1 pseudogene and 1 other annotated feature are annotated in these 393 nt (G+C 42.0%); the pseudogene reads right to left on the bottom strand.

Annotation, left to right across the window (positions count from 1 at the left end):
* Positions 1–393 (bottom strand): annotated as a pseudogene (locus tag M3191_RS18360) (IS3 family transposase); the annotation flags it as partial.
* Positions 128–244: a sequence feature (AL1L pseudoknot), on the bottom strand. It overlaps the preceding pseudogene by 117 nt.

Here is a 393-nt window from a genome sequence, read left to right as displayed (position 1 = left end):
CACCGTATCGACCTGAACTTTCTTTCCAAATACGTTTGATTTGCTCTGCATGATGTAAATCATGCAGAGCACGTTTCGCTCGATGTTCTGGATTGTCAGCGAGATCTAAGGTTCGGTAATAGGTTGAAGCTGCGATCGGTAAAATCCTACAAATCGCTTCAACACCATATCGATCTTTATTGTTATGGATAAAATCCACCATTATTTGTGTGGGCGGTCGAGCTCCGCCTGGGCGAAAAAAGCGGCTGCTTTACGTAGAATCTCATTGGCGCGTTGCAGTTCTTTATTTTCGCGTTCGAGTTGTTTGATACGTTCTTGGTCTGAAAGCTGCTGTACTTTAACTGGATTTTGTTTATCTAAATATTTTTGATACCAAACACGTAGTGTTTCAGG

Source organism: Sporosarcina luteola, assembly GCF_023715535.1.
Taxonomy (GTDB): domain Bacteria; phylum Bacillota; class Bacilli; order Bacillales_A; family Planococcaceae; genus Sporosarcina; species Sporosarcina luteola_B.
The sequence above is the reverse complement of the archived record's forward strand: the minus strand, read 5'-3'. Positions and strand labels throughout refer to the sequence as shown.